This window comes from Rhodoferax sp. (assembly GCF_028689305.1).
Taxonomy (GTDB): domain Bacteria; phylum Pseudomonadota; class Gammaproteobacteria; order Burkholderiales; family Burkholderiaceae_C; genus Rhodoferax.
This window is the reverse complement of the sequence record NZ_JAQTWM010000161.1, coordinates 1-3,713: the sequence shown is the minus strand read 5'-3', so window position 1 is coordinate 3,713 and position 3,713 is coordinate 1. Positions and strand designations below refer to the sequence as shown.

The window sequence follows — 3,713 nt, the reverse complement described above, 5'->3', positions numbered from 1 at the left end:
CGCGGCATGCACATTGACGACTTTGCGCCGAATCTCTCCTTCTTCTTCAGCAACGGCATGGACCCGGAGTACACCGTTATGGGCCGCGTGGCCCGGCGCATCTGGGCCGTGGCGATGAAAGAAAAATACGGTGCCAATGAACGGTCGCAAAAACTCAAGTACCACATCCAGACCAGTGGCCGCAGCCTGCACGCGCAAGAGATCCAGTTCAACGACATCCGCACCACCTTGCAAGCGCTGATCGCCATCTACGACAACTGCAACAGCCTGCACACCAACGCGTTTGACGAGGCCATCACCACGCCCACGGAGGACAGCGTGCGCCGCGCCATGGCCATTCAGCTCATCATCAACCGCGAGTGGGGCCTGGCCAAAAACGAAAACCCATCACAAGGTGCGTTCATCATCGAAGAACTGACCGAGCTGGTGGAAGAAGCCGTGTTGCGGGAGTTCGAGCGCATCAGCGAACGCGGCGGCGTGCTCGGTGCGATGGAAACCGGCTACCAGCGCGGCAAGATTCAGGACGAATCCATGCATTATGAAATGCTCAAACACACCGGTGAGCTGCCCATCATCGGGGTCAACACCTTCCGCAACCCACACGGCGACCAGGTCATGGACAAGCTGGAGCTGGCGCGCAGTACCGAGGAAGAAAAACTGAGCCAGCTCAAGCGTCTGCGAGACTTCCACACCCGCCACGCGAACGAAGCCCCGGCCCAGCTCCAACGCCTGCAACAAGCCGTGATCGACAACCAGAATGTGTTTGAGGTGCTGATGGACGCGGTGCGGGTGTGCTCACTGGGTCAGATCACCAACGCGCTGTTTGAGGTGGGGGGGCAGTATCGGAGGAATATGTAGGTGGCTAGTTGCTGGTGGCGTGGGATAGACTGGGTGCTGGAGATTTTGACCTATGCTGACATCACTACGAATCAAAAATTTCAAGGCTTGGCAAGACACGGGCTTGGTTCGACTCGCCCCCTTAACGGTGATATTCGGGGCCAACAGTGCCGGTAAAAGCAGTCTGGGGCATCTGTTACTGGGTTTGAAGCAGACGGCGCTGTCAACCGACCGAAAGCGTGCGCTGCACCTGGGTGACACCTCCTCATTGATTGATTTGGGCACGTTCGCAGATTGCCTGAACGGTCACGATCTGTCGAAAACACTTGACTTCGAGTTGGGCTGGTCGTTGCCCAAAGCGATGGAGGTGAAAGACCCGCTAGACGGCACGCAACGGTATACCGGCAACCAAGTTCACCTGGCGGTGCGCTTGTCTGCGGGAAAGACCGGACAGCCCGAGGTCACATCGCTTCGATACGATTTGCGGAATTCGGATGGTGTTGTCTTGGATGTGGATTTATCCCGTGGTGAAGATCGCAAGTTCTCCCTCCAGTCTGACAAATACCAGTTCAAAATGGCCGATGGTCGCAAATGGCCATTGGATGAACCAGAGAAGTTTTACCGGGTGTCGGACTTAAGCATTGCCCGTTTCAAGAATGCCGGATTTCTGACGGACTTCGCGCTGGCAACAGAAAGCCTCTTGGGCAGCATTGCTTATCTGGGGCCACTCAGAAATCATCCACAGAGGACCTACCAATGGTCAGGTGATACGCCTGAGGGAGTGGGGCAGACGGGGGAGTCGACCGTGGCGGCCATTTTGGCCGCCCAACATGAAGACCGCATGTTAAACCGTGGCCCCAAAAAGGCCAGGCAGTCATTCACGGCTTTTATTGCAGCATGGTTGAAGGACTTGGGTGTGATCAACAGCTTTACGGTCAAGCCTGTAGCCGAGGGCCGCAAGGAATACGAAGTACTTGTCAGAACCCATGCTGGCGCGCCAGAAGTCAAAATTACCGATGTGGGTTTCGGGGTGTCGCAAGTGCTTCCCGCGCTGGTGCAGGCTTTTTACTGCCCCCCCAATTCGACGGTGTGGATGGAGCAGCCTGAAATCCACTTGCATCCTCAAGTGCAGGCGGAGCTTGCGGATGTGTTCATTTCAGCGATCAAGGCGCGTGAAAACGGTAAGGAACGCAATGTCCAACTCATCGTGGAGAGTCATTCGGAGCACTTTCTGAATCGTTTGCAAAGACGCATTGCTGAGGGGGAACTTACCCCGCATGATGTGGCCATCTATTTCTGCCGACGATCAGGCTCTTCCACCGAGCTGGAGCCTTTGCGTCTGAATATCTTTGGAGAAATCGAAAACTGGCCGGAAAACTTCTTCGGGGATGAAATGGCGGACATTTCAGCCCGTACTCTGGCTGCGATGGACGCCAAAAAACGGCAACACAGCGCACAGGGTCAGTGATGCGCGCTGTGATTGATACCAACGTCTTACTGGTGGCCAATAACCAGCACGCAGAGGCGTCGCCAGATTGTGTGAGCGAGTGTGTCCGCGTGTTGCAGAAAATGCAATCCAATGGCATCACCGTCATTGACGATTCTTTTCTTATCCTCAGGGAATATCAGAAAAGGACACAACTTCAGCCGCCCAAAGGTGTTGGGGATGTGTTTTTAAAGTGGTTATTGCGCAATGCTGGCAATACGAGGCATGTGGAGCAGGTGGCGATTACTCCGACTGCTGATGACACGTTTATTGAGTTTCCTGACTCTGAACTACAGCCAATTTTTGATGCGTCAGATCGCAAGTTTGCGGCAGTGGCCAACGCGCACCCTGCCAAGCCGGTCATTTTGCAGGCTGTGGATTGCAAATGGCTCAACTGGTGGCAAGCTCTGCAGACGAAAGGGATACGAGTGGCGTTTTTGTGCCCTGATGATGCCTGTCGGTTCTATGAAAAGAAGTTCCCGGACCAAGTGGTGCCTGCAATACCAGAGCGCGGGCAATGACCGACTTCTTCCGCTTTCCCCACACCCCGCACATCGCTTGGTTGGCGCAGGGTGAGCCGCGCGACGACAAGGTGTTGTCGTCTCATGAGGCAACCGAAATGCTGAGCGCCGACGTGGTGGTGGAAGAAAAGCTCGATGGTGCCAATCTGGGCTTTTCGCTGTCGCCGGATGGTGAGTTGCGTGCCCAAAACCGGGGTCAATATTTGCACGCTCCCCATGCCGGTCAGTTTGCCCGCTTGCCGGATTGGCTGGCCGTACATGGAGACAAGCTGCGCACTGAACTGGCGCTGCACATGCAGTCCAATCTGATGCTGTTTGGCGAGTGGTGTGCCGCCCGTCATTCGCTGGACTATGACCGTTTACCCGATTGGTTCTTGCTGTTTGATGTGTACGACCGGACGCAGGGCCGCTTTTGGAACACGGCCCGGCGCAATGCGCTGGCTGCAACGCTGAGCTTGAGCACTGTGCCACAGTTGCAGCAAGGCAAATTTACTTTGCAGCAGCTTAAAGACTTGCTGATCTGCCAACACAGTCAATTCAGACAAGGCGCGCTAGAAGGTGTGATGATTCGGCGTGAATCTGCTGACTGGTGCGAGGCACGGGCCAAGCTGGTCCGTCCAGATTTCACGCAGGCCATTGCTGAGCACTGGAGTCGCCGGCGAATGGAGTGGAACCGTCTGGACTGGACCCATGCGAATCTGAATTGATATGCACACCAAACGGCCTTTGAGCGAACCCCGCCGACGCAGTTGGGCGCTGGCCGATGCGATGAAGCGTATCGGTGTGGTGGCGCGATCCGGCCGGGGCGTGGACACCATGACCTTGCCCCTGCCAGCCTGGTTTGCGGCCAACGGTCAGATGTCAACAAA

4 protein-coding genes are annotated in these 3,713 nt (G+C 55.9%); all 4 read left to right on the top strand.

The genetic code is table 11. The features are described from left to right. Positions 1-858, top strand: an 858-nt coding sequence (locus tag PHW99_RS18335; protein ID WP_300181143.1) for a methylmalonyl-CoA mutase family protein, incomplete at its 5' end; no start/stop codon positions are given. Between the two features lie 52 nt (positions 859-910). Then, positions 911-2,305 carry a DUF3696 domain-containing protein gene (locus PHW99_RS18330; protein WP_300181140.1) on the top strand — a complete coding sequence of 465 codons (1,395 nt, stop codon included), beginning with the start codon at positions 911-913 and terminating at the stop codon, positions 2,303-2,305. Then, positions 2,305-2,844 carry a hypothetical protein gene (locus PHW99_RS18325; RefSeq protein WP_300181137.1) on the top strand — a complete coding sequence of 180 codons (540 nt, stop codon included), beginning with the start codon at positions 2,305-2,307 and terminating at the stop codon, positions 2,842-2,844. Before PHW99_RS18330 ends, PHW99_RS18325 begins: the two co-directional genes overlap by 1 nt. After that, complete coding sequence (locus tag PHW99_RS18320; RefSeq protein WP_300181134.1) at positions 2,841-3,551, top strand: RNA ligase family protein; 711 nt, start codon at positions 2,841-2,843, stop codon at positions 3,549-3,551. The genes PHW99_RS18325 and PHW99_RS18320 overlap by 4 nt, the downstream gene beginning before the upstream one ends. The last annotated feature ends 162 nt before the right edge of the window (positions 3,552-3,713 follow it).